The organism is Rhizobium sp. BK418, from assembly GCF_004341105.1.
In the GTDB taxonomy this organism is placed as follows: domain Bacteria; phylum Pseudomonadota; class Alphaproteobacteria; order Rhizobiales; family Rhizobiaceae; genus Rhizobium.
Genome location: NZ_SLZK01000006.1, coordinates 115,705 through 138,396, shown reverse-complemented (window position 1 = coordinate 138,396; position 22,692 = coordinate 115,705). Strand labels below are relative to the sequence as shown.

Below are 22,692 nucleotides of genomic sequence, written 5' to 3'. Positions count from 1 at the left end.
TTTAGCGAAACTTCGGTGTGAGGCAAAGCAATCGCTGCTGGTGCGATCCCGAGGGCAATCTCGCCGTGCGATCCATTGGAATATGATCGCGTGCTGAAATCCCCTTGGATATTGCAAAGCTCGCCCCGTCTCTGCCTTGTTGCGCCCTTAGCGTATGATGCTGCGATTCGCTGTCCGCGACGGGCGGAGCACGCATGAGGGACAAAAGGAGAGTTCGATGACAGACGCCAAGAGCGGCATTACGGGATTGCGGCCGCAGATTACGGTGATTGGCGTCGGCGGGGGTGGCGGAAACGCGATCAACAACATGATCGCCGAGAAACTGGCGGGGGTCGATTTCATCGCCGCCAATACGGATGCCCAGGTGCTGGCGACCTCCAAGGCGACACGCCGCATCCAGCTTGGCGCACATGTCACCGAAGGTCTCGGCGCCGGCTCCCTGCCGGAAGTCGGCCGTGCTGCGGCGGAAGAATCGCTCGACGAGATCATGGATCATCTGAGCGGCTCGCACATGTGCTTCGTCACCGCCGGCATGGGCGGCGGCACGGGCACGGGTGCGGCACCCGTCATCGCGCATGCGGCTCGTTCGGCCGGCATCCTGACGGTCGGCGTCGTCACCAAACCGTTCACTTTCGAAGGCAACCGCCGCATGAAAATGGCGGAAGCCGGTATCGAGGCACTGCGCGAGGCAGCCGATACCGTCATCGTCATTCCCAATCAGAATCTCTTCCGCATTGCGGATGCCAAGACCACCTTCGCCGATGCCTTCATGACGGCGGACCGGGTGCTCTATTCCGGTGTCGGCTGCATCACCGACCTCATCGTCAAGGAAGGTCTGATCAATCTCGACTTCGCCGACGTGAAATCCGTCATGCGCGGCATGGGCCGGGCGATGATGGGCACCGGCGAAGCGGCCGGCGAAGCCCGGGCGATGAAGGCGGCCGAAGCTGCCATCGCCAACCCGCTGCTCGACGATATCTCGATGAAGGGCGCCAAGGGCGTGCTGATCTCGATCTCCGGCGGCTCGGACATGACCCTGTTCGAAGTCGACGAGGCCGCAAGCCGCATTCGCGACGAAGTCCAGGACGACGCCGAAATCGTCGTCGGTGCGATTTTCGATCGCAGCCTGGACGGCAGGTTCCGCGTCTCGGTCGTCGCAACCGGCCTTGACGGCGCCGGCCAGGCGGCCGCAGTGCCGGGCTATGCGCCGGGACAGGTGCAAACCCGCACGCTGCAGTAAGGCGCCGGCTCGGGCGAGGGTTGGAAGATCGTCTAGATGTGTGTGACGCAGATCTAGACGAACATTTCGATCACCTCGTCGGCGGCCCTTGTTCCGCTTTCCCAGGCCCCATGCGCGGTCGAGAAGTCGGATTGATGGGTCGCTTCGCCTGCAAAGAACAGCCGGTCGCCGACCGGGCGCGCGAGCACGAGCCGCGCGCCGGAATGGCCGGGAAGCGCGTGGCTGTAGGAGCCGCGAACCCAATCCGTGTGACACCAGAAAGACGCTGCGAAGGGCCGCAGGTGGCGGCGGATATTGTTACCAAGAAGTGACGACAGCTGGTCGAGCGCGAAAGCGAAGGCGTCGAGAAGACCCGCCTGTTCGATGACGACGGCGCCCTTTCCGCCGAAGAACCCCTCGATAACAGGGCGGCCGAGCGGCCTTATGTAATAGCTGCCGGTCTCTTCATTCCTGATATCGCCAAGCAGATGGGTTTCCGATTCCAGCCCATGATTGCCGCTGAGCTCCATGAACAGCTTGTCGGCAAGGCCGAGCGGCAACTGACCGGCGGCATGCAGATGATCGTCGACATCAGGATCAAAGGCGATCGTGCCACGGGAAAGAACATTGGTCGAGACCGTGACGATCGCAGCTCTCGCAGTCACCGGGCCGCGGTCGGTTTCCAACCTTACGCCCTCGCCGGTCAGCGCGACCCGGCGCACCGGCGTCGAAAGCCGCAGCGTCACGTCGGGAACGGCGGCGCCGATCAGGCTTCCATAGCCTTCATGCACTCGCCAGTTGGCGTCGGTTGCGGCATTGTCATAGGCAAGAAAATCGGCGACCGACAGCCGTTCCAGCGGCGCGCCGTTCAGATAGCCGCTCAGCGACTGGCAATAGGCGTTCCATTCGCCATTGGGTTCCAGTGCATCCGAGGCGCGGTCGCTTGCCGGCGGATTGGCCCGCAGACGCTCTTCGAACGCCTCCCAGGCGGATGCAGCAGCCATTCGCTCGTCCGGTGAAAAACCTAGATCGCGCCACTGGCTCTGCCAGGCCGTCGGTCCGCGCTCGATCGTGAAGCCGGCCTCCCGGCCGATGGCAACGAGCGGATTGCGCTCGGCAGAATGCAGCCAGCCGCAACCCATATCGAGCGGCATGCCTGACAGTTCGATCGTCCAGGCCCGGCCGCCGACGCGGTTGCTGGCTTCGACAATAACGACCGAGCGCCCAGCGTCAGCCAGTTTTCGTGCCGCGGCAATACCTGCGGCACCGGCGCCGATAACTGCCACATCGTAATCGACCGCCACCGCTTCACCCCACATCGTCATCACCCTGATAGGCTTAAACTTTACATGGGAGCTCCACCCGCTTCAATGCGCCCGAAAGCCTGATACTATACCGATATGACCTTCTTCGAAACGCTCGTCGCCCTGCTCGCCGTCGCCATCCTGCTCCTGCAGATCACCCGGCGCATGCACCTGCCCTATCCGGGCATTCTGGCTGCCGCGGGTGTCGGCGTTGCAATGCTCCCGGGTGCGCCGACGATCCCGATCGATCCGCCGACGGCGCTTGCGCTGTTCATCGCGCCCGTGCTCGTCGATTCGGCCTATGACTTCCCGATGGTGGCTGCGCGGCGCATGCTGCTGCCGCTGGTCTTCTACGCCGTCATCGCCGTTTTGGTGACGACAGGCGTCGTCGTATCGATCAGCATGCTGACCGTCGGACTGCCGGTCGCGGTAGCCGTTACGCTTGGCGCAATCGTCGCGCCGCCCGATGCAGCGGCAGCGACTGCGGTGCTTTCCAATCTGCCGGTCGATCGCCGTGTCGATGCGCTCTTGAAGGGCGAGAGCCTGTTCAACGATGCAACGGCCCTGTTGCTGTTCGGAGCGGCACTGACGGTCCAGGCACGCGGCGGGCTCGATGGCGCAACCGCCCTTCAGATCGGATTTGCCGCACCGGGCGGCATTCTCTTCGGCATCGTTTTCGGCTTCTTCGTCTCGCGGCTTCGGCCGATTACCGAAAACACCGTCGGCGGCACGCTGCTGCAATTCGTCTATGCCTTCTCGACCTGGCTGATCGCCGAACATTTGCACCTCTCGGCCGTGCTGGCAACGGTTGCGAGCGCCATGACGATCGCCATGCTGTCGACGGTCGATGATTCCCCACGCATGCGGGTGCATTCCTTCGCCGTCTGGACGACCGTCGTTTTCCTGCTGAATGTCGTTGCCTTCCTGCTCATGGGTCTGCAGGCCCGCAGCATCCTCGAATCCATGTCCGCTGGCGATTTTGAGCGAGCACTCGGTTTTGCCGCCATCGTGGTGGTCGGTGTGATCCTGACGCGTCTGGCGATGGCCTTCCTGCTGCATGCATACGTCATCTCACGCCACCGGCGCGGCAATGGCTTGGCGCCCTTCAGGCATGGCGAGACTTTTCTCGTCGGTTGGTCGGGCATGCGCGGCCTGGTGACGCTCGCCACTGCTTTTGCCCTGCCTGCCGATTTTCCGGAACGCGACCTCGTCGTACTGACTGCCTTTGCAGTAGTGCTCGCAACGCTCGTCATCCAGGGGGCGACACTTGCCCCGATGATCCATTTCCTGAAGCTCGGGCGCCAGGCAGAGGTCCATGAGGAACTGGAGGCCGCAAGGCGCTCGCTTGCGGAAGCGGCGTTCCAGCGACTGGAAAAGGAGGATGGCGCGGCGGCCGAGGAGATCCGGACGATCTGCAGGGATCACTGGACTGTGCCGGCGGACGCCGGCGAGACCTCGCCACTCACGCGACGCCGCGAGCTCACGATCGCCGCCGTGATCGCCCAGCGCCAGCGTCTCGAGGAATTGCGCGACAAGGATAAAATCGGCGCGACGCAATATCTCGAACTGCAGGAAGATCTCGACTGGAAGCAGCTCTCGGTCGGCTCCGACGAGGATCGGCGCATCACCGAGAGCTGATCACAGCGAGATCAGCGAATGCTGAACGGGAAATATTTCGCGTTGATGGTATCGTAGGTGTCATCGGCCTGGATCTCTTCCAGCGCAGCATTCAGCTTGTCCAGCAATGCCTTGTCAGAAGGGCGCACGGCGATACCGGCTCCGTCTCCGAAATATTCGGTATTCTTGATATCGTCGCCTTTGAACGCGCAGCAGCTGCCGGCCCTGGTGTTTGCGAGCCAGTCATAGACTGCCAGCTTGTCTTCCAGAATGATATCGACCTTGCCATCGGCCAGACCCTTGTAGAGATCCGGAGATGCCTGAAAGACGGTCGTTGCGACACCACTGTAGAACTTCCTGGCGTAGGCTTCCTGGGAGGTCGCCGCCGTCACGCCGAGCCGCAGCTTCTTCAGATCATCGGGTGACGTACCGGCAATGTCTGATTTCTTGGGCGCGATGAAAACCGTAGGGCTGTCATAATATTTCTGGGTGAAGGCAACCTTTTGCCGCCGCTCCGCACTCATCGACATCGATGAGATGATCGCGTCATACTTGTTGTCCAGCAAGTTCGGGATCATCGCCGTCCATTCCTGGATGACGAATTCGCATTTCAGTTTTGCCGTCTCGCAAAGGGCCTTGGCGATATCCACGTCGAAGCCCTGAAGCTGGTTGTTGGAATCAAGATAATTGAACGGCGGAAATGCACCCTCGACCGCAATACGGATGCTGTCATTTTCGCCAGCCGAGACGATAGCGGGTTGGAAAATACTTGCCGAGACAAATGCGGCGCAGGCAAATGCCAGGAATTTCGATCGGCAGACGGATCTCAGTCGCAACATATCAGTCACCTTAACCTAGAGCTCGATTGCCAAGCTTGCATTGGCAAGCGTTGCACGATGAGCAGTCAATCACACAACGATTAAAAAGCTGATGATTTCGCGGGCTCAATTTTGAGGTTGCTTGAAAAGCTTTTTGTAAACAATCAGGAGCAGTATCGGCGTGCTCAGGAGAAGACTGCGTGCCTGCTGATCCGTCTGTTAGATTATCCGCTCATAGAGCGACCTGGACTTCGTCCGGGTCGATATTGGTGCTGCTTGCCATCAGCGGCCTTGCAATTCTTGGGCTGGTGTTCTTGGCGGCCATCTGGGCCGGAGAGGAAAGCGACGCGGCTGCCCTCGATCGCCAGCGGCAACTCGTTGACGGCCGTCTCCACGACCAGCTCGAGCGTGTCTCGCAGGACATGCAGTTGATGGGTGCCGGCTATGCCTCCCTTCTCGTGGGGGATTCGGCAGCGGCCGGCGGCAGGAGCGAACGCGCAGGCGCAAGATCCGCTGCGACTTTCGGAAAAATCGCCACGACCGTGTTCGGCTACAACGCAGCCTTCCTCGTGACGCCGGAGGGCGAACTTGCCCTGCAGTCCGATTCTGAAACAAAGCGTCGCTTCAAATGGGTGCGGCCGCTGCTTCAGCCGATGATCCAGGAGCTGGAAGCAAAGCAGCATGGTGCACCGCAGGGTCCGAGTTCCGATCCGGAGCCCAGCCGGGTGGAACTGATGCGGCTTGAAGGTCGCCCGTCGGTCGCCGGCGTCGTTTCAGTTACCGGTTCTTCGGGCGGGGACGCCCAGCAAGGCAATCCTGGTGGCAGGCTCTACCTCGTGGCCTTGCGGTTCCTCGACGGTGTTACGCTCGATACGTTGAGCCGTGAACAGGGTCTGGCTGGTGCTCGCTATGCCCGCACTGCAGACCAGGAGAAAAATGAGGTAGCGTTTCAGATAGCGGCGACCGCAACCGGCGAGCCCATCGGCTTCATCATCTGGACGCCGGATCTGCCAGGTTCACGCGTCATCGGCCGACTTGTTCCGGTGCTTTCCATCGCCGGCCTCGTCATCGCCGGTCTCTTCTTCGCCTTGATGGGCCGTTTGCGCGCCAGCCTTCGAGACCTCAGTGCCAGCGAACACCACGCGCGCCATCTGTCGCTTCATGACGTGTTGACGGGCCTTCCGAACCGAGCGCTCTTTGCCGCGCGTTTCGAACAATGTCTTGCGGCAATGAAAGCCGCTGACAGACGCGCAGTCCTCGCGCTTGTCGATCTCGACAGGTTCAAGGAGGTGAACGACATCCACGGGCATCCCGCCGGCGACGAACTTCTGCGCTGCGTCGTCGATAGAATGAATGCCCTGATCAAATCAGGTGACACGCTTGCCCGCGTCGGCGGCGATGAGTTTGCCCTGCTCCTTCCGGATATCCGGAAGGGTGACGACGGCCACGTCGCGCTATGCAACGAAATTATCGAAGCCCTGAGCCGGCCATTCCAGCTTCGCGGAGGCGACATTGTCGTCCGCATAGGCTGTTCGATAGGCATTGCTGTCTTTCAGGATGCGACCCAGGCGATCAGCGAGATTTTGCGGCGCGCAGACGTCGCGCTCTACGAAGCCAAGACCAGCGGGCGCGGGCGCGTGATCGCCTATGATCCTTCCATGGATCACAGGGTCGAGGCACGTGAAAGCCTCAAGAACGATCTACGCCTGGTGCTGGAAGACCCGGAAAGCCTTCCGGCCCCCGCAGGCAATTTGCGCCCGGATGATCTCGGCCATCTGGAGGTCTTTTTTCAGGGCGTCCATCGCGCCGAGGCGCGCGGTGGCCTCTCTGGCGCCGAGGCCCTCGTCCGATGGCGCCACCCCACCCGGGGACTGCTATCGCCGAACAAATTCATTCCGATTGCCGAGGAGGCCGGCATGATCGACCAGTTGGGCGAATGGGTGCTCAGGAGCGCCGCGCGGGCAGCTGTGCGCTGGCCGGCCCACATGTCGGTCGCAGTCAATGTTTCGCCCTCGCAGATCAAGCATCGGGATTTCGACCGGCATGTGCTCTCCATTCTGGCGGAAACCGGCCTGCAACCATCGCGGCTGGAATTGGAGCTGACGGAAGCTGCGCTCTTCGACATCGATGAGAACGCACAGGCCACACTCGGCAAGCTTCGATCACAGGGGATCCGGATCGCGCTCGATGATTTCGGCACCGGCTTCTCGTCACTCAGCCACCTCATTCAGCTCAATATCGACCGGATCAAGATCGATCGGTCCTTCGTCCGCTTGCTTGGAACGCAAGCCGAGGGCGCAGCAATCGTCTCTGCCATATTGGGGCTCAGCCGCACGCTCGGCAAGGCGACGACGGCCGAGGGCGTCGAGACCGAAGGGCAGAGAGATTTTCTCGTCGCCGCTGGCTGCAACGACCTCCAGGGTTTCCTCTTCTCCCGCCCCATGCCACTTGCCGACTTCCTGTCGTCGTTGCGCTTGGCGGAAGCCGTGAGCCAGGCCCGCGGCTGACGATCTGCCCTCACTGCCGCCTGCCGATCAGCCACACGAGATAAGGCGCCGGCTTGGATGTGGCGATGGTCTATCGCAAGGGCGAAGGCTCGCCGGCGTCCCGCACCTTCATTGCCCGGCATCGCGAGCAGCTCACATCGTCAGGTGATAAAAGCCGCGAAACGCAATCGTCGGGCTGAACTCAGGCCTCATCCCACCGTCATGCGGGTTTCGGATGCGACGGCATCGATCGTCGGTCTGCGCGTCTCTGGTCGAAGATCAGATATGCCAGCGCGCAGATGAAGACGACCAGAAGCACCCATAGCTCGCTCGTATATGTGATCCAATGCTGGCCGACCCTAAGGCTCAGAACGCGATCCATCAAAAACATCAGTTCAACGCCGGATCCCGAGGGCAGGCCCACGATCCAGCCGAACGACGCGATCAGCGGGATGGACACGACCGCGGAAATGATCGCCGAGACAAACGCGCTGATGCCGGCAATCCGCCAGGGGAGCGTGAGCGCGCTGGCACGGTTCTCATCCTCTCCTTTCCAGAAGGAAAGGAAGATGACGAAGGCGAAGAGGAAAACCAGCGTCACGGGAAACCTGAAGGACAATATGCCAAGGGAAAAACCGGCAGCCCAGAAATTGAACCCTGCGAGAAGCACATCACGGGCTACAAGCAGCCACAGCAGAGAGGCAAGCGTCCACAAGACGCCCAATCCCGCACGCGCACATCGCCTGGCGACAAGTGTCAGCATCGCAATAGCATAGACGAACACCAGGATGATGCGGCCAAACAGGGCGAACACCAGCGCTGCCGCACCACACGTATCGGCCGCGCAGGCCGTCGTTTTCAAACCGGCATAAAGGAGAAACGGAAAACCGCCTATGAAAGCGATCAACAGGGCGGTGAACACGCTGCTATATGTTGCGAACTGTCTGCGCGTCATGGTTTCTCCATCGTCGGGAGAAGCTTGCCAGATGGCTCTTAAGGACGCGAGAACTAAATCGGTAAAATATGGCCGGCCGAGTGGCGCCGGTGACGACTGCTGGTGGACGGACACGTCACGACCGCAGCGATCGCCTGCCGAGGGAGACGTCTGGCAGCGAACGAGGCCATCAGGCCAGCGGCTTCTTGTCCGAACAATCGAGATTGGCTATATATCCAGATATAGGCATGGAGAACGCCATGGCCAATGCCGCTCAGAAGAAAGCCATCGACAAATACCGTAAACGCCTCACTCAACGCGGCTTCAAGCGGTTCGAGGTGATTGCCTTGGAGTCCGACAGAGAGTTGATCCGCTCCCTCGCCCGCCATCTGGCGGAAGACGGGCCGGAGGCGGAGGAAGCGCGTACGGCCCTGAAGGCACTGGTCGGCGCCGCCCCCCCCAAATCGGGTGGAATTCTGTCTGCCTTGCGCCGATCGCCGCTTGTCGGAGCCGATCTCGATCTGTCACGACCGCGTGAGGAAGGGCGCAAGGTCGATCTGTGACCCGATACCTTCTCGACACAAATATAATCAGCAACGTCATCAAACTGCGACCATCGGAATCGCTGCTGGCATGGTGGACAGCCCAGCGTGACGATGATTTGTTCATCGCCTCGCTGACGGTTGCGGAGATCCGCCGCGGCATCCTGGAAAGTCCTCGCGGCAAGAAGCGGGACGCCCTTGATGCCTGGTTCTCCGGCGCCGAGGGACCACCGGCGCTTTTTGCGGGCCGCATCTTGCCCTTCGACGACAAAGCGGGCTTGATTTGGGCGCGGCTGATGGCCGAAGGCAAGGCTGCCGGCAAGCCCCGCAGCGGCCTCGACATGATCATCGCCGCAGTGGCGGGCGCAAATGACTGCATCGTCGTGACTGATAATGAGCGGGATTTCGCTGGTATCGACTTCATCAATCCGGTGGGTATTTCGAGGTGATCCGCCGATATCGCGGCGGTCATCCATCCTGAAGTTGCCCGTCACGTAAGCTCCATTAACTGCGCATCTCAGGCTATGAGCCTAAACTCAGGGATACGATGCGGCCCTCGAGGTAAGGCCGCATCTCGCTTGTTGGATCGCATCAGCGGACGGATTTGAACGCTGCCCGCAGTTCCTCGGCGAAGAGCTGGGGCTGTTCCCAGGCCGCGAAATGACCGCCTTTTGCCACCTGATGATAGTAGTAGAGGGTCGGATAGGCCTGCCTGCTCCAGCTTTCGGGCGCCTTGTATATTTCCTTCGGGAAGACGGAGATGCCGACGGGGATCTTGATGTCCTGCGTCTTCTGGGCCTCGGCGCTGAAATTATTGTTGTTGTTTTCCCAATAGAAACGGGACGCCGAGGCGCCGGTATTCGTCAACCAGTACAACGTGATGTCGTTCAGCATCTCGTCCCTCGAAAGAACACGTTCCGGTACGCCGTCGCTGTCGCTCCACTGTGCAAACTTCTCGTAGATCCATGCCGCGAGGCCCGATGGAGAATCGGAGAGCGGGAAACCGATCGTCTGTGGCCGCGTCACCATCATAGCTCCATAGGCGGCATTGCGGCCGAAGAAGGTGCTGAGCGACTGGAACGCCTCCCGCTCAGGCGCCGAAAGCTCCGCCGGAGCGGGATCGCCGCTGTTGATCGCCTTGACGAGATTGCCCGGGATGGTCGCCGGCATGTTGAGATGGATGGCAAGCAGGCCCTTCGGCGCCTGGCGGGCGAGCGCGTCGGATATGACCGAACCATGATCACCGCCCTGAGAAACGTAATGCGTATAGCCGAGCCGCTTTACCAGCACGTCCCAGGCGCGCGCCGTCCGATCCGGTCCCCAGCCTCTTTCCGTGGGCTTTCCCGAGAAGCCGTAGCCGGGAATCGACGGAATGATGACGTCGAAAGCGTCTTCCGGACGACCTCCATAGGACACCGGATCGGTGAGAGGACCGATCGCCTTGACGAACTCGAACATCGATCCCGGCCAGCCGTGGGTCAGAAGCAAGGGCAACGCATTGGGGTTCTTGGACTTGACGTGGATGAACTCGATGTCGACCCCGTCGATCTTGGTGATGAACTGCGGCAGCGCATTAAGCTGCGCTTCGGCCTTTCGCCAGTCGTAGTCGGTGCCCCAATAGCGAACGAGCTCCTGAACCCGCGACAGCTGGATACCCTGGCTATCGTCGTCGACCGTCTCCTTGTCCGGCCAGCGCGTCTCGGCAATGCGCCGGCGCAGATCGTCGAGCTGTTCCTGCGGCACATGGAAATTGAAGGGACGGATGCTTTCATCTGTATTCGTGCCGGTCGAAGCAAGGCCGGCCCCGGTATCGGCGGCATGGGCCGGCAGCACGTATATGGCCGGGGCAAGCATCATCGAGCCGACCGCCAATGCGATCATTCGCTCGGCAAGAACGCGACGAGCAGGAGCCTTTTCGATCTTCGACATGGGACATTTCCTCTGTTCCGTCGCTTTCCGCGACATGAGTTGACGGGGAGGAAACTGAGGGATCCACGTATCCGGCATGTTTCGAAAACAGCGGGAAATTGTATGAAAGTGTAGAAAGAATTCCGGCGGCAGCTCGCAGAAAGTTCGAGAACGCGAGCACACTTCCGAGAACTTGCTTGTCGATGCTAACCGCTGTGCGAAGACTTTCTTTTCCGCAAGCTGAAATGCCTCCACGATCGTCGAGCAAACAGGACTCGGGTGGTCAGGAGGAATTGGCCGCGGCCAACTCTTCCCGACATGCTTCGACCGGACCTTCTCGGACGGTCAGCCGCCGGGCATGACCACGACCCTCCATGACAATTCCACGACACAATTGGAACAAGGATGGAAAGGCTTGTAACCGGCCTGACACCGGGGCGCTCTAAAGACGCGTCATGAACAATGCCTGCCGGCGGAAACGTGCTGCGGGCCTTACCGTGGAGCGCCGGCATGAAAATCGTCCAGATCACCGACACGCATTTCAGCCCGTCGATCCCGCATTTCAATGGCAATTGGCAGCCACTCGCCGAATGGATCAACGGCACCGGCGCCGATCTCGTCATCCATACCGGCGATCTCGCCGTCGATGGTGCCGACAAGGATGAAGACCTGACCTTCTGCATTGAGCTGATGCGACAGGTTTCGATCCCCATGCTGATCGTTCCCGGCAACCACGATGTCGGCCATCTGCCGGGTTCGCTTCAGCCGGTCGATGCAACAAGGCTCAATCGCTGGCGCAGCATCGTTGGGCCCGACTACTGGCTGGAAGATGCCGGTAACTGGCGCCTCATCGGCCTCGACAGCCTGCTGATGGGCATGGAGAACGACGAGCAGGAAGAGCAATTCGACTGGCTGGAAAAGGCGCTTGTCACGCGCGCCGGCCGGCGCGTCGCAATGTTTGCCCACAAGCCGCTCTTCGTCGACACGCCAGATGAAGGCGATACCGGCTATTGGAGCATTCGCCCGGCCCAGCGCCGGCGCCTCTACGATCTGATCGCCGTCCATGATGTCGCGCTTTATGCCAGCGGCCACCTGCATTGGGCCTGGAAGGGACGCTACAACGACACGTCGCTCGTCTGGGGTCCGGCCGCTTCCTTCATCATCGGTACGATGGAGCGCGAAATGTCGGGCGAAAAGCTGATCGGCGCTGTGCTTCACGACCTCGGCGACGAGGCTGCGAGCGAGATCGTGGTCGTTCCCGGCATGACGGCCCATGTGCTCGATGACGTCGTGGCCGAAGTCTATCCGCACGAGGCTCACAAGGTGCAGAAGGAGCCGGCGCAATGAGCGCGCTGTCGCTTTCGGCCATCAGCAAATCCTATGGCGACAGTGCCATCCTCAAGAATATTAGCCTCGACGTTCAGCCGGGCGAATTCATCGCGCTGGTCGGTCCCTCGGGGTGTGGCAAGAGCACGCTCTTGCGGATCCTTGCCGGCCTCGACCATGCCGATAGCGGCGAGATCGTCATTGGCGGACGGGAAATGTCCGATGTGGCCGCCGCCGACCGCAACATCGCCATGGTCTTCCAGTCCTACGCGCTCTATCCGCATCTGACCGCAGGGCAGAATATCGCCGTGCCGCTCGCCATGCGGCGCTTGAGCCGTGCGCAGCGCCTGCCCTTCCTCGGTCCGATCATGCCCGGCTACCGCGCCATTCGGACAGGGATTTCGCGCGATGTGCAGGAAATGGCCAAGGCGCTGAAGATCGACCATCTCTTGGATCGCAAGCCTGGCCAGATGTCTGGCGGCCAGCGGCAGCGCGTCGCACTTGCCCGCGCCATGGTGCGCCATCCGAGCGTCTTCCTGATGGACGAGCCGCTGTCGAACCTCGACGCCAATCTGCGCGTTCATGCCCGCGGCGAGATCGTCGAATTACATCGCCGCGCCGGTGTCCCGACGGTTTACGTCACCCACGATCAGGCCGAAGCGCTCTCCATGGCCGATCGTGTCGCCGTGATGATCGGCGGCCAGCTGCTGCAGCTTGCAGCACCCCAGGTCATCTATGACGATCCCGCCCATGTCGAGGTCGCCCGCTTCGTCGGCCAGCCACGCATCAATCTGCTGCCGGCACGCGTCGAGAATGGAGCGGTCGCTTTTGGCAATATCAGGCTGGCACTGGACGAACCGGCGTCATCCGGCCCCGACGTGACGATCGGTATCCGTCCGGAATTCATGCGGCTTGCCGCAGACGGCGAGATCTCGCTGCCCGCCCGTATCGAGCGCATGGAATTCCTCGGCTTCGAGGTGATCCTGTTCTGCCGGCTGAATGCAATTGGCGAGATCGTGCTTGCCAAGCTCGCGCCAACCGAAGCTGCGGGCCTTGCCGCCGGCACGGCCGTCGGGCTTTCCTTCGCCCCTGATAAGGCCATGGTCTTTGCGGCGGACGGACGCCGGCTTCCTGCCGCAGCCGTTGCGGCCAACGCCAGCAGGGAGAAGGCCCATGGCTAGTATCGCCGCAGGCGAGATTCGGCCGGTCGCTTCCTCCGTCCGGCATGAGCACCGCGAGGCGCGAACTGCTTGGTTGCTGGCCCTGCCAGCGATCGTCCTGATCATCCTCTTCGTGCTCTTGCCGATCGTCGCAGTTCTCGTTCTCGGCTTTACCGATTTCGAACTCGGCGTCGGCAAGATCCGCTTCGTCGGCTTCGAGAACTACGTCGAGCTCTTCACCGACCGCACCTTCCGCAAATCCCTATGGAACACGACGGTCTATACGGCGATTGTCGCACCCGTCTCGATCCTGCTCGGCCTCGGCGTCGCCATGCTGATCGAGAGCGAGGGCTGGGGAAAGAGCTTCTTTCGCACCGCCTACTTCCTGCCCGCCGTCTCGTTGATCGTCGCCATGGCGACCGTCTGGCAATATCTCTTTCACCCGACCATCGGCCCGCTCAATGCGCTGCTCGGTCTCGCAGGCCTGCCGAAACCAAACTGGCTCGGCTCTTCGGCGGCTGCGCTTTACAGCCTGTCGATCATCGGCGTGTGGCAGACGGTGGGATTCAACATGGTCTTGTTTCTCGCCGGCCTGACGGCGATCCCGCGCGAGCTTTATGCCGCCGCCGAGATCGACGGTGCCAAATCCTCGCTCGACCGCTTCTTCCTCGTCACCTGGCCGATGCTCGGGCCGACGGCGCTCTTCGTCACCACGATCAGCATCATCAATGCGGTGAAGACCTTCGAAACTGTGAAGACGCTAACCGATGGCGGTCCTAATCACGCCTCCGAAATCCTGCTCTTCACCATCTATCAGGAGGGTTTCGTCTACATGAAGGTCGGCTATGCCTCCGCCATGACGGTGGTCTTCCTCGCCATTCTCGTCGTCATGATGTTCCTGCAATACCGCTTCCTCGACCGGCGGGTGCACTATTCATGAAGACGAGCCCCCGCTTCACCCTCGGCCGGCTTATCCGCCTGGCGCTGCTCATCGTCGGCGCCGTCATTTTCCTCGCGCCCTACATTTTCATGATCTCGGCAGCGGGCAAGTCGCAGGACGATATCTTCACGGCGGCGCTGTCGCTGATCCCGACGCATTTCTTCTACGTGCAGAATTTTGCCAAGGCGCTCGACAAGGTGGCGATGGGCACATTGCTCTGGAACGGTCTTGTGGTCTGCACGCTGATCTTCGTCTTCCAGGTGCTGGTCGCAATCCCCTGCGCCTACGCCATGGCGAAGCTGAGATTCCGCGCCGCCCGGCTGATGATGGTTTTGGTCCTGCTCTGCCTGCTGGTGCCGATCCATGCGACGGCGCTGCCGCTCTATGTTGCCTTCGACAGCCTGTCGCTGCTCAACGGCTATACGGCGCTGGTCGCCCCCTTCACCATTTCGGTATTCGCGATCTTCCTGTTCCTGCAGTTCTTCCGCGCCATGCCTGACGATCTAATCCATGCCGCCCGTCTCGACGGCATGTCGGAGCTCGGCATCGTCTCGCGCGTCATCGTGCCGAATGCCTGGCCGGCAGTAACGGCCTTCGCGATCTTTTCGGTCGTCGCCCACTGGAACGACCTCTATTGGCCGCTGATCGTCATCTCGAAGCCAGGCTATGCCACTCCGCCGCTCGGCCTCATGAACTTCCGCGCCGCGGAAGCCGGCGACGATTACGGCGCGCTGATGGCCGCCACCATCATCATTACCATTCCCCTCGTTGCGGCCTTCCTGCTCGCACAGAAACGCTTCGTCGAGGGCATCACCATGACCGGTCTCAAAGGCTGACCGGTTAAACCCAGGAGAACGAGCGATGAAGCATTTCACCCAGTTCCTCGCAGCAGCGGCTCTGTCCGTGGCGGCAGCAATGCCGGCCCATGCCGAAACGACGCTGACGATCCACTACCCGATGCCGGGTTTCTTCAAGGACGTGATGGACACGATCTCGAAGAAGTTCATGGAAGAAAACCCTGATATCAAGATCCAGTTCGCCGCCCCCTCGGCAACCTATGAAGACGGCATCCAGCTGATCCTGCGTCAGGCCGGCACGTCCGAAATGCCCGACATCACCTTCATCGGCCTGAACCGCCTGCGCATGCTGAACGAGCGCAATGTCGCCATCGACATGACGCCGCTCGTCCAGAAAGAAGGCAATATGGCCGAGCAGGGCTTCTCGGATACGATCCTGAAGCTCGCGCAGGTCAACGGCAAGCAGGTTGGCCTGGCTTTCGCGACCTCCAACCCGATCATGTACTACAATGCCGATCTCGTGAAGGCAGCCGGCGGCAATCCGGATAGCCCGCCGAAGACCTGGGATCAAGTGATCGCGCTCGCCGGCAAGATCAAGGCACTCGGCAACGGCGTCGACGGCATGGACTTCCGCTGGCAGGGTGACGACTGGATGTTCTCCGCCCTCCTCTTCGGCGCCGGCGGGAAGATGCTGAGCGACGACGAGCAGAAGGTCGCCTTCAACGGTCCTGAAGGCCAGAAAGCCGTCGAACTGATCAGCCGCTTCGTCAAGGAAGGCGGCATGCCGGTCTTCACCAAGGCAGCCGGTGAACAGGCCTTCGCGGCCGGCAAAGTCGGCTTCGAATTCCAGACCACCGGCGCACTCGTCAACACGATCAAGAATGTCGGCACCAAGTTCGATCTGCGCACCGCCCAAATCCCGCTGATCGATCCCGACAAAGGCCATCTGCCGACCGGCGGCAATGCCGTCGTCATCCTCACCAAGGATGCAGACAAGCAGGCAGCCGCCTGGAAGTTCGCCAAGTTCGCGGCCGGCCCCTATGGCGCCTCGGTCGTCGTTCCCGGCACCGGCTACGTTCCGAACAACGAACTTGCCGCCAAGTCGGCCGAATATCTCGGCGACTTCTATAAGAAGAACCCACTCTTCCAGGCGGGCCTCAGCCAGATGCCGCGCATGATCCCGTGGTATGCCTTCCCGGGCACCAACGGCGTCAAGGTCACCCAGACGATCGTCGACAACCTGTCGCGCATCGTCGACGGTTCGGCCGAGCCGAAGGAAGCCCTCGACGACGCAGCCTCCGACGTCGAAGGCATGCTGCCGCGCAGCTAATTGCAGAAACTGACGTCGCAGGCTAGGCCGCCCGCGGCGTCGATCCGGAACCGCCGCATCCCTCGGGTGCGGCGGTTTCGTCTTTTCCGAGGTTGCGGACCGTGCCGCCCGCATGCAGCGCGTGGGACAATTCCAGATGCCGCAGCGGCGCGTCGTTTTCGACGATATCCAGCAGCAGCGAAGCGGCTGTCGCGCCCATGCTGAGGTCGGGCATTTCGATCGATGTCAGCGTCGGATTGATGAGCTTGCCGATGGCGATGCCGTCGAAACCGGCAACGGAGACATCGTCGGGCACACGCAGGCCCTCGCGGTGGATAGCGCCAATGACGCCGAGCGCGATCAGATCGTTCGAGCCGATGATTGCGGTCGGCGCAAAGGCGCGCAGCGCCTCGCCGAGATCCATCTGGTCGTAGCCGCTGACGAAGGAGACCTCTACGGCTTCGAGCGGCGCGACACCGGCCGCCTCCATGGTCTGCAGATAGCCGCGGTAGCGCAGAAGCGCACGATCCGAGGCCTTGAAGCTGCCGGAGACGTAAAGGATGCGCCGGTGCCCCATCGACAAGAGATATTCGGTGAGATGGCAGCCTGCCGCGTAGTTGTTGACGGTAACGGCAGCCGGGAACCGCGGAGACGGCGGATTGCCGAGCAGCACGGTGGGCGGCAGTTCCTGTGCCAAAACCGGGCTGGTGAGGGCATCGCAGACGGTGAGGATCAGTCCCGTCGGCCGCTCGCTCAAAAGCCCGGCCACGGCGTCTGCTTCCTGGTCTGGATCGTAATTGGACTGGGCGATCAGAACGCTATGGCCGGCAACCAGCATTCGGTTCTGGATACCCGACAGCGACGAGGCAAAGACCGGATTGGTAACGCTCGGCACCAGCACACCGATGACCGGCCGGCGGCCGCTGCGCGTCGACGGCACCGCCGCACGATAGCCGACCTCGGCCGCAGCACGGCGCACGCGAAGGGCGGCAGCCTGGCTGACCGGACCGCTGAGGTTCAGCACCCGGCTTGCCGTTGCCATCGAACATCCGGCTCTCAGCGCGACCTGTTTCAACGTCGTCATCGGCGTCCTGTCCGTTTCCGTCGAAGTTCGCAGGCTATTACAGCCGGCGTGTCATAGAAAGATGACGGCCGGGAACGGGTTCTAGTGTCAGCTGCGCTTGGCCTGACGGCCGAGAATCTGACGCACGCCGTCCTTCGTGAAGGGTTGCGTCAATTGGCTGAGAAAGCCGGGAGCGATCTGGCCCTTGATGCCGATATCCGTCGACGACGGCCGGTCCGGATTGAAATAGGTGCCGAACAGCTGGTCGAAGAGCACGATGTTCTCGCCGTAATTCGTGTTGCCCTCGCGGAGATCCTTCGAATGGTGCCAGCGGTGAAGCCTGGGCGTCGAGAAGACGAGGTCGAAAAGGCCCGTGCGCATATCGACATTGCAATGGGTCAGGATGCCGATGAAGGCCGTGACCGCACCGAGCCACCAGAAGGCCTGCAGCGGCGCGCCGAGCAGATAGAGCGGGATCTGGCTCAGCGCCACCTTGAAGAGGGAATCGATGACATGGAAGCGCCCTGTATTGATGACCCAGAGGCGGGTGACGCTGTGATGCAGGGCATGAAAGCGCCAGAAATACAAGCGCTCATGGGCGATGCGATGTGCCCAGTAGAGGCCGAACTCGGCTATGATGACAGCGAGAGAAGCCTGGAAAAACATCGGCCAATGTGACGGCCAGAGGCTGAACTGCATCGCCGCGATCGGCTGCAGCAGGCGGGCGGCGACCATTGGAAACATGACGCCCGCGAGCGCTGCAAGCTCGACCAGCCCCTTGGTCAAAACCGTATGGGCAATATCATTCGCCGTCTCGCCATCCGGCTCGAGCCAGCGCTCTTCATAGGGAATGATGCGCTCGAGCAGAAAGAGCAGAGCCACCGCGCCCACATAGACGGCGCCGAATGCGACCAACGGATAATGGCCGGAGAAGGCGAAATGGGCGCCTGCCAAGCCGAAGAAAAACACCAATGGCCAAGACAGGTACGCAAGAGCACGTTTATTGGCTGCGGCGGCTTTCGGCATCAATGTCATGTCCCCTCAGGAGCTCTCCGGGCTTCAAGCCAATCGCCCATTCTTGCCGAATCGCCCCCTAGCCGTCGCGCGCGGAACGATCCGGTGATGCCTTCGGCCCGGTGTTTGCGCCAGTCATGCCATTGATCAGGACGGTCGGCAATCGCTTGCGTCGCGGAACGATGTGGCTAGGCTGTGGATGGAGGATTGCAAGGGCATTGCGTGCAGTTGTCGATTTCGGTTCGTGCCGTAAAGCCCTGATCGAGGATGGCTCTGCAAAGTTTGAGTTGACCGCTTTCGATGGTGAGGCGACAGTTGCAATCTGCGGCAGGGCAGGAGGAAAACGATGGACGAGCGAGACGGCTGGCGCCACATGGCCAGCGCACCGAAAGACGGCAGCCGGATCCTGGTGACGATTCGCGCGTCCGAACAGGGGCCGGCAGAAGTCGACCTCGCATATTGGTCGAATGGCGATCAGTTCGGTGGAGAAGGCTGGCGTGCCTCCGATTCCTCGCCCGGGCACATCATCGAATATGCCGAGCCGGAACTGAAGTGCTGGATGCCGATGCCCTCGGCCAATCTCAATCGCGCCTCGATGCCCTCGCCCTGGGAAGGCGACGACGATCAGCAGCTCGACGGGTCAGGGATTTGAGTACCCGCTCCCTCGTATAACGCCGATCCTAGTGCGGCTGACAGACAAGGCGTCCGCGGATAAGATGATCTTGACTTGACTATACCTTGCCAAGATCTTCGTAGTCGGCATGCAGGGCCCAATCGGCCTGGCAGAACCGCTCTTTGGCGAAATTGTGCTGGTGCCAATAGGGATAGACATAAGGCAGACGGCTGACCTCATTGAGCCGCTTGAGCTCGTTTTCCTCCAGGCTCACCTCGGCGGCTGCGATATTGTCCTTGAAATGCTTTTCGGAAAGTCCGCCGACAACGAGGGAGGCGATAGCCGGACGCGAAAGCGTCCACGCTAAGGCGACCTGCGCCGCCGTGATCCCGCGCTCGCTTGCGATCGCGTCCAACACATCGATGATGTTCCAGAGCCGCTCTTGGTCGCGGATTGGCGGCTCGCTCCAACCGGCCGACTGGCGGGAGGTTTCGGGCGACCTGTCTCGACCGAAGGCCCCGGAAAGAAGGCCGGCGGCGAGCGGGCTCCAGACCATCACCCCCAATCCCTGGTCGACGGAGATCGGTAAAAGCTCGTATTCGGCCTCGCGGGCCTCCAGCGTATAATGGATCTGCTGGGTGACGAACCGCGGATAATTCTTGATCTCCGCGACATGCAGAGCCTTCATGATGTGCCAGCCCGAATAGTTCGAGCAGCCGATATAGCGGACCTTGCCCTGGCGCACGAGCGTATCGAGGGCCGACAGCATCTCTTCGACGGGCGTCAGCCCATCCCATTCATGCATGAAATAAATATCGATGTGATCGGTGCGCAGTCTCTTGAGGCTGCGTTCGCATTCGCGGATCAGGTGATAGCGTGACACGCCCTCATCATTCGGTCCGTCGCCGATGCGCATGCGCGCTTTGGACGAAATCAGCACCTTGTCGCGTCGCCCATCCAGGACTTCGCCGAGGATCTCTTCCGATCGCCCAAGCGAATACATGTTGGACGTGTCGAAGAGATTGACGCCGCCATTGATACAGGCATCGACGAGATGCTGCGCTTCCTTCACACCCTGTCGGGCGACCATGGCGAAATCACCTTCGCCGCCGAACGAGAAGGTGCCCATGCTGATCGCCGAGACCTTCAATCCCGAATGGCCAAGTGTCCTGTACTGCATAACGATCCTCCGAAAGTCCTTTGCGCGATTGTCGCTCGTCTGCCGGTCAGCTGGAATGAGATGCGAGTTCCCGTGCCACATGGGCGATGCCGAGCTGCGGGCTGGTCAGAAAGGGCACTGGCGGGGAGGCAAGCGAGACCAGCGACTGGGTCATCGATGCCTGCGCAAGGACGATGATATCAACCTCGCGTGCAAGCTGGTTGAAGCCTTCCACCACCATGCGATCGTGGGCGGCACGATCGCCGCTTGAAAGCCGCGCGAAGGCGCCGTCGCAAAGGACTTCGGTGAGCGTGCAATCCCTGCCGGCCGCAGCCGCAGCATTCCGGATTGCCGTTCCGGTCGGCTCGAGGGTCGTCGGCAATGTCGCAAGGACGCCAATCCGGTTGGCGATCGTCACCGCCTCGTTGGCCATGCCCTGATCGATGCGAAACAGCGGAACAGATGACAGGCTCACGATATCGTCGACCGCATTACCGAGCGTCGAACAGGTCACGACAACGGCATCCGCGCCGGCTGCGGCCGCCGAGAAAATGTAATTCGCCAGGCGCTGCCTGGTCTGCTGTGACAATGCGCCTTCTCGCAGCGTGTTCTGCAACAGGCTTTCGTCGACGATGTTGAATGACGACCACGTGGGAAGGGCGGCGGCCACGAGCGGCTGAAAAACAGCCGGCAGCGAAACGACCGTATGTATCAGCGCCAGGGCCGGCATCACTTTCTCCACGATAGTTGTACATGCTTGCCGATGACCGGCAACTTCGGATGACGAGCCACCCGGATCCCGAGCGGCTCCTGCAGCAAGCCGGTTTAGGCCGAGGCGAATTCAGCCATCGATTCGATCAGCAAGAAGCCGACCGTGGCACCCGCGTCCTGCAGCCCGACCGTCTTTTGCTGGAAAGCTGCTGCCTTGCCATGCTGAGCAACCATCGCCTTAGTGCCTTCGAGGGCGGCCTCGGCTGCAGCCTTTGCGGATGTCAGCGCCTGGTTCAGCGATGTCCCTGCTGCTGCTTCTGCCTCAAGCGTGGTCGCGATCGGATCGAGGACATCGAGAATCGTCTTGTCACCCACCTTCGCCTTACCCCGCTCCGCCACGCCATCGCGAAACGCACGCCAGAAGGCTGCAAGCTCGACTGTTCCCAACCTGTCGGCCGCCTCAACCGCCTTGGCTCCCCGCAGGAAACCCGTCGCGGTCAGCGTCCCCATTGTCGACGGGGCGGTCCTTGCCATGATCGCGCCGGCACTGCGCAAGAGCTTGGCGATGCCGGCCGCCTCGCCCTCGGATGCGACAGTATCGGCAGCAGCGCTGAAGGCCTTGCTCATGGTGATCCCGAGATCGCTGTCGCCGACTTTGCCGTCGAGCGAAATGAGATAGTCACGCTGCTCTACAAAGAGACCCTTCCACGTCTCGAACAGGCGGATCAGGTCGGCGGGCTTGATGGCATCCATGGTGCACCTCATGCGGAATAGTGCTTGAAGAAGGGCGTATTGGCCGGCGCGCCGATCAGAGGGTCGAGTTCGTCATCGAGATGAAGGATCGAGACGGACGCGCCTGCCATTTCCATCGAGGTCGCGAATTCGCCGACGAATACATGTTTGGCGGTAACGCCGCGTTCGCCAAGAAGCTGGGAGACCCGGCGGAAGAGGATATAGAGTTCCTCCATCGGCGTGCCGCCGAGGCCGTTGACCAGGACAGCGACTTTGTCGCCTCTCTTATAGTCCTGCTCGGCGAAGATGCGCTCCATCATTTCATCGATCACGGCATCGGCCGAGGCGAGCTTTTTGCGGCTGATGCCCGGCTCGCCATGGATGCCCATGCCGATTTCCATCTCGTCCTCGCCGATCGAGAAGGTCGCATGGCCGATCTCGGGCACCACGCAGCTCGAAAGCGCGACACCCATGGTCCGGGTGTGAAGCCGCGCCTTGTCGGCGATCCGCGACACTTCGTCGAGGGACAGGCCCTTGGCAGCCGCAGCACCGGCGGCCTTGTAGATGAAGAAGATGCCGGCGACACCGCGCCGCTTTTGCTCCTCGCCCACGATAGACGAAGCCACGTCGTCATTGCCGACGACCTGGCGGACCTTGATATCCTCGAGATCGGCGAGTTCGGCAGCCATGTCGAAATTGATGATATCACCGCTGTAGTTGCCGTAGATGTAGAGAACGCCCGCACCCTGGTCGATCGCCTTGGTGACCTGCAGCATCTGCTCGGCGCTCGGTGACTGGAAGACACCGCCGACGGCAGCCCCGTCCAGCATGCCGTCGCCGACATAGCCGAGAAACAGCGGAAGGTGGCCGGATCCGCCGCCGGTGGCGATACCGACCTTGCCCGGCTTTAGTCTTGATGTAACGAGACATCTCTTGTCGTCTGCGACATAGGTGACCTGCGGATGGGCTGCATAGATCCCTTCCAGCATCTCATCGACGAAAGTGACTGGCTCGTTCAGGAATTTTTTCATGGGTTCCTC

21 protein-coding genes are annotated in these 22,692 nt (G+C 61.4%); 11 read left to right on the top strand and 10 right to left on the bottom strand.

What is annotated here, in order from left to right; translation table 11 throughout:
• Positions 1 to 217 precede the first annotated feature (217 nt).
• Entirely contained in the window at positions 218 to 1,240 is a 1,023-nt protein-coding gene (gene ftsZ / locus EV281_RS22775; protein ID WP_132656535.1) for a cell division protein FtsZ, read from the top strand.
• Positions 1,241 to 1,293: 53 nt separating this feature from the next.
• Here the strand turns inward: ftsZ and EV281_RS22770 are convergent, their stop codons facing one another.
• On the bottom strand, positions 1,294 to 2,538 hold the full coding sequence (locus EV281_RS22770) for an NAD(P)/FAD-dependent oxidoreductase (RefSeq protein ID WP_132656534.1): 1,245 nt from the start codon (positions 2,536 to 2,538) through the stop codon (positions 1,294 to 1,296).
• Positions 2,539 to 2,619: 81 nt separating this feature from the next.
• On the opposite strand from EV281_RS22770, the gene EV281_RS22765 reads away from it, so the two are divergent.
• The gene (locus EV281_RS22765; protein ID WP_132656533.1) at positions 2,620 to 4,161 is read left to right on the top strand and encodes a cation:proton antiporter; all 1,542 of its coding nucleotides are present in this window, start codon (positions 2,620 to 2,622) and stop codon (positions 4,159 to 4,161) included.
• Between the two features lie 11 nt (positions 4,162 to 4,172).
• Here EV281_RS22765 and EV281_RS22760 read toward each other — a convergent pair whose 3' ends face one another.
• On the bottom strand, positions 4,173 to 4,979 hold the full coding sequence (locus EV281_RS22760) for a transporter substrate-binding domain-containing protein (protein WP_132656532.1): 807 nt from the start codon (positions 4,977 to 4,979) through the stop codon (positions 4,173 to 4,175).
• Positions 4,980 to 5,158: 179 nt separating this feature from the next.
• Between EV281_RS22760 and EV281_RS22755 the strand changes: the two genes are divergently transcribed.
• Positions 5,159 to 7,465: an EAL domain-containing protein gene (locus EV281_RS22755; protein WP_132656531.1), complete on the top strand. Its 2,307-nt coding sequence runs from the start codon at positions 5,159 to 5,161 to the stop codon at positions 7,463 to 7,465.
• 199 nt (positions 7,466 to 7,664) lie between these two features.
• On the opposite strand, the gene EV281_RS22750 is transcribed toward EV281_RS22755, so the two are convergent.
• Positions 7,665 to 8,399 (bottom strand): hypothetical protein, encoded by a 735-nt coding sequence (locus EV281_RS22750; protein ID WP_132656530.1) that lies wholly within the window; start codon positions 8,397 to 8,399, stop codon positions 7,665 to 7,667.
• A 239-nt stretch (positions 8,400 to 8,638) separates the two neighbouring features.
• On the opposite strand from EV281_RS22750, the gene EV281_RS22745 reads away from it, so the two are divergent.
• Both EV281_RS22745 and EV281_RS22740 read left to right on the top strand, forming a co-directional pair.
• Positions 8,639 to 8,941 (top strand): hypothetical protein, encoded by a 303-nt coding sequence (locus tag EV281_RS22745; RefSeq protein WP_132656529.1) that lies wholly within the window; start codon positions 8,639 to 8,641, stop codon positions 8,939 to 8,941.
• Positions 8,938 to 9,369 carry a PIN domain-containing protein gene (locus EV281_RS22740; RefSeq protein ID WP_132656527.1) on the top strand — a complete coding sequence of 144 codons (432 nt, stop codon included), beginning with the start codon at positions 8,938 to 8,940 and terminating at the stop codon, positions 9,367 to 9,369. The genes EV281_RS22745 and EV281_RS22740 overlap by 4 nt, the downstream gene beginning before the upstream one ends.
• Before the next feature lie 142 nt (positions 9,370 to 9,511).
• On the opposite strand, the gene EV281_RS22735 is transcribed toward EV281_RS22740, so the two are convergent.
• Entirely contained in the window at positions 9,512 to 10,849 is a 1,338-nt protein-coding gene (locus tag EV281_RS22735; RefSeq protein WP_132656525.1) for an epoxide hydrolase family protein, read from the bottom strand.
• Between the two features lie 489 nt (positions 10,850 to 11,338).
• Here EV281_RS22735 and EV281_RS22730 point away from each other — a divergent pair, with 489 nt between their 5' ends.
• From EV281_RS22730 to EV281_RS22710, 5 genes are read left to right on the top strand one after another with little or no spacing between them, the layout of a single operon-like run.
• Positions 11,339 to 12,175 carry a metallophosphoesterase gene (locus EV281_RS22730; protein WP_132656523.1) on the top strand — a complete coding sequence of 279 codons (837 nt, stop codon included), beginning with the start codon at positions 11,339 to 11,341 and terminating at the stop codon, positions 12,173 to 12,175.
• On the top strand, positions 12,172 to 13,335 hold the full coding sequence (locus EV281_RS22725) for an ABC transporter ATP-binding protein (RefSeq protein WP_132656521.1): 1,164 nt from the start codon (positions 12,172 to 12,174) through the stop codon (positions 13,333 to 13,335). The genes EV281_RS22730 and EV281_RS22725 overlap by 4 nt, the downstream gene beginning before the upstream one ends.
• Positions 13,328 to 14,254 (top strand): sugar ABC transporter permease, encoded by a 927-nt coding sequence (locus EV281_RS22720; RefSeq protein ID WP_132656519.1) that lies wholly within the window; start codon positions 13,328 to 13,330, stop codon positions 14,252 to 14,254. Before EV281_RS22725 ends, EV281_RS22720 begins: the two co-directional genes overlap by 8 nt.
• Positions 14,251 to 15,090: a carbohydrate ABC transporter permease gene (locus EV281_RS22715; protein WP_132656517.1), complete on the top strand. Its 840-nt coding sequence runs from the start codon at positions 14,251 to 14,253 to the stop codon at positions 15,088 to 15,090. Before EV281_RS22720 ends, EV281_RS22715 begins: the two co-directional genes overlap by 4 nt.
• Positions 15,091 to 15,115: 25 nt before the next feature.
• Positions 15,116 to 16,381, top strand: a complete 1,266-nt coding sequence (locus EV281_RS22710; RefSeq protein WP_132656515.1) for an ABC transporter substrate-binding protein — start codon at positions 15,116 to 15,118, stop codon at positions 16,379 to 16,381.
• Between the two features lie 22 nt (positions 16,382 to 16,403).
• On the opposite strand, the gene EV281_RS22705 is transcribed toward EV281_RS22710, so the two are convergent.
• Together EV281_RS22705 and EV281_RS22700 are read right to left on the bottom strand one after the other, a co-directional pair.
• A complete protein-coding gene (locus tag EV281_RS22705) occupies positions 16,404 to 17,444 on the bottom strand; it encodes a substrate-binding domain-containing protein (protein WP_132656513.1) in 1,041 nt (346 codons plus the stop codon).
• A gap of 87 nt (positions 17,445 to 17,531) precedes the next feature.
• On the bottom strand, positions 17,532 to 18,449 hold the full coding sequence (locus tag EV281_RS22700) for a sterol desaturase family protein (protein WP_132656837.1): 918 nt from the start codon (positions 18,447 to 18,449) through the stop codon (positions 17,532 to 17,534).
• 334 nt (positions 18,450 to 18,783) lie between these two features.
• Between EV281_RS22700 and EV281_RS22695 the strand changes: the two genes are divergently transcribed.
• Positions 18,784 to 19,089, top strand: a complete 306-nt coding sequence (locus EV281_RS22695) for a hypothetical protein (RefSeq protein WP_132656511.1) — start codon at positions 18,784 to 18,786, stop codon at positions 19,087 to 19,089.
• A gap of 79 nt (positions 19,090 to 19,168) precedes the next feature.
• On the opposite strand, the gene EV281_RS22690 is transcribed toward EV281_RS22695, so the two are convergent.
• The 4 genes from EV281_RS22690 to EV281_RS22675 all read right to left on the bottom strand — a co-directional run bounded on the left by EV281_RS22690 (position 19,169) and on the right by EV281_RS22675 (position 22,683).
• Complete coding sequence (locus EV281_RS22690) at positions 19,169 to 20,230, bottom strand: aldo/keto reductase (RefSeq protein WP_132656509.1); 1,062 nt, start codon at positions 20,228 to 20,230, stop codon at positions 19,169 to 19,171.
• A gap of 46 nt (positions 20,231 to 20,276) precedes the next feature.
• Positions 20,277 to 20,939 (bottom strand): aspartate/glutamate racemase family protein, encoded by a 663-nt coding sequence (locus EV281_RS22685; protein WP_132656507.1) that lies wholly within the window; start codon positions 20,937 to 20,939, stop codon positions 20,277 to 20,279.
• A gap of 95 nt (positions 20,940 to 21,034) precedes the next feature.
• Positions 21,035 to 21,673, bottom strand: coding sequence for a dihydroxyacetone kinase subunit L (locus EV281_RS22680; protein WP_132656505.1), 639 nt, complete (start codon positions 21,671 to 21,673; stop codon positions 21,035 to 21,037).
• Positions 21,674 to 21,681: 8 nt separating this feature from the next.
• On the bottom strand, positions 21,682 to 22,683 hold the full coding sequence (locus EV281_RS22675) for a dihydroxyacetone kinase subunit DhaK (protein ID WP_132656503.1): 1,002 nt from the start codon (positions 22,681 to 22,683) through the stop codon (positions 21,682 to 21,684).
• Positions 22,684 to 22,692 lie beyond the last annotated feature (9 nt).

What these genes read in the sequence shown, in the direction of transcription:
- EV281_RS22730 (WP_132656523.1), top strand. Translation starts at nt 11,339, where the DNA reads ATGAAAATCGTCCAGATCACCGACACGCATTTCAGCCCGTCGATCCCG.
- EV281_RS22760 (WP_132656532.1), bottom strand. Translation starts at nt 4,979, where the DNA reads ATGTTGCGACTGAGATCCGTCTGCCGATCGAAATTCCTGGCATTTGCC.
- EV281_RS22690 (WP_132656509.1), bottom strand. Translation starts at nt 20,230, where the DNA reads ATGCAGTACAGGACACTTGGCCATTCGGGATTGAAGGTCTCGGCGATC.
- EV281_RS22735 (WP_132656525.1), bottom strand. Translation starts at nt 10,849, where the DNA reads ATGTCGAAGATCGAAAAGGCTCCTGCTCGTCGCGTTCTTGCCGAGCGA.
- EV281_RS22710 (WP_132656515.1), top strand. Translation starts at nt 15,116, where the DNA reads ATGAAGCATTTCACCCAGTTCCTCGCAGCAGCGGCTCTGTCCGTGGCG.
- EV281_RS22770 (WP_132656534.1), bottom strand. Translation starts at nt 2,538, where the DNA reads ATGTGGGGTGAAGCGGTGGCGGTCGATTACGATGTGGCAGTTATCGGC.
- EV281_RS22725 (WP_132656521.1), top strand. Translation starts at nt 12,172, where the DNA reads ATGAGCGCGCTGTCGCTTTCGGCCATCAGCAAATCCTATGGCGACAGT.
- EV281_RS22700 (WP_132656837.1), bottom strand. Translation starts at nt 18,449, where the DNA reads ATGCCGAAAGCCGCCGCAGCCAATAAACGTGCTCTTGCGTACCTGTCT.
- EV281_RS22720 (WP_132656519.1), top strand. Translation starts at nt 13,328, where the DNA reads ATGGCTAGTATCGCCGCAGGCGAGATTCGGCCGGTCGCTTCCTCCGTC.
- EV281_RS22675 (WP_132656503.1), bottom strand. Translation starts at nt 22,683, where the DNA reads ATGAAAAAATTCCTGAACGAGCCAGTCACTTTCGTCGATGAGATGCTG.
- EV281_RS22750 (WP_132656530.1), bottom strand. Translation starts at nt 8,399, where the DNA reads ATGACGCGCAGACAGTTCGCAACATATAGCAGCGTGTTCACCGCCCTG.
- EV281_RS22695 (WP_132656511.1), top strand. Translation starts at nt 18,784, where the DNA reads ATGGACGAGCGAGACGGCTGGCGCCACATGGCCAGCGCACCGAAAGAC.
- EV281_RS22745 (WP_132656529.1), top strand. Translation starts at nt 8,639, where the DNA reads ATGGCCAATGCCGCTCAGAAGAAAGCCATCGACAAATACCGTAAACGC.
- EV281_RS22685 (WP_132656507.1), bottom strand. Translation starts at nt 20,939, where the DNA reads ATGCCGGCCCTGGCGCTGATACATACGGTCGTTTCGCTGCCGGCTGTT.
- EV281_RS22765 (WP_132656533.1), top strand. Translation starts at nt 2,620, where the DNA reads ATGACCTTCTTCGAAACGCTCGTCGCCCTGCTCGCCGTCGCCATCCTG.
- ftsZ (WP_132656535.1), top strand. Translation starts at nt 218, where the DNA reads ATGACAGACGCCAAGAGCGGCATTACGGGATTGCGGCCGCAGATTACG.
- EV281_RS22680 (WP_132656505.1), bottom strand. Translation starts at nt 21,673, where the DNA reads ATGGATGCCATCAAGCCCGCCGACCTGATCCGCCTGTTCGAGACGTGG.
- EV281_RS22705 (WP_132656513.1), bottom strand. Translation starts at nt 17,444, where the DNA reads ATGACGACGTTGAAACAGGTCGCGCTGAGAGCCGGATGTTCGATGGCA.
- EV281_RS22715 (WP_132656517.1), top strand. Translation starts at nt 14,251, where the DNA reads ATGAAGACGAGCCCCCGCTTCACCCTCGGCCGGCTTATCCGCCTGGCG.